Below are 305 nucleotides of genomic sequence, written 5' to 3'. Positions count from 1 at the left end.
TTATCGTGATCTTTGTCCTCATTTCATTAACTTTTTATCGTTGTGCAATTAGAGGGCCGTTTGATCATAGTGAATTGAAGAAAATAGCAGAACAGCGATTAACAGAAGATTTTGGGATGAGATTTACTGCTGAGAAATCTACTTATCACTGGAATGAGAATCGTTCCTTCTATAAAGTATTTCTTCATCCAGTGGGGCATGAAAAAGTTACTGTAACCGTAAATATTCCTACAGATACGGGAGGGGAGATTATATTTATGGATTGGGGGGTGGAAGGAGACAAATATGCAAATGTGTTATGGGGG

At 37.7% G+C, this 305-nt stretch carries 1 protein-coding gene; it reads left to right on the top strand.

Going from position 1 to position 305, the window contains the following annotated elements; translation table 11 throughout:
* The coding region (locus BBG47_RS30335; RefSeq protein ID WP_175400683.1) for a hypothetical protein at positions 1-305 on the top strand (305 nt) is incomplete at both ends.

Source organism: Paenibacillus sp. KS1 (genome assembly GCF_001680695.1).
GTDB lineage: Bacteria > Bacillota > Bacilli > Paenibacillales > Paenibacillaceae > Paenibacillus_B > Paenibacillus_B suaedae.
Note: the sequence above shows the minus strand (reverse complement) of the source record. Positions and strands in the feature narration are given on the sequence as shown.